The 322-nt window shown below is 65.5% G+C and carries 1 pseudogene; it reads right to left on the minus strand.

Going from position 1 to position 322, the window contains the following annotated elements:
- Positions 1 to 322 (minus strand): annotated as a pseudogene (locus L995_RS33790) (hypothetical protein); the annotation flags it as partial.

Below are 322 nucleotides of genomic sequence, written 5' to 3' on the forward strand. Positions count from 1 at the left end.
CGCCGCGGACAGCTGCTCGAAGACCGCGCGGCAGTCGTTCATGAGCTGGTGCTGCTGCTCGGTGAGTTGCACATCCCGCTTGACCTCGAAGCGCGCGCCAGGCTTTGCCATGTGCTCCTGATCCAGCACCACATGGGCGTTGCGCCGGCCGATGGTTCGCCGCAGGACTGCGTCCGGCATCTGTGTCGCGCCCTTTGTGTTCTCGACCCGGTAGGCAGACAGTCCCCAGCGCATGAGCGCCGTGCCGCTGTTCAAACTGTCCTGCTGGTAGATCAGCCCGCGCACGTAGCCATAGGGCACGCGCGTGGAATCCTCGCGGAAG

Source organism: Delftia sp. ZNC0008, from assembly GCF_000799035.1.
In the GTDB taxonomy this organism is placed as follows: domain Bacteria; phylum Pseudomonadota; class Gammaproteobacteria; order Burkholderiales; family Burkholderiaceae_C; genus Comamonas; species Comamonas tsuruhatensis.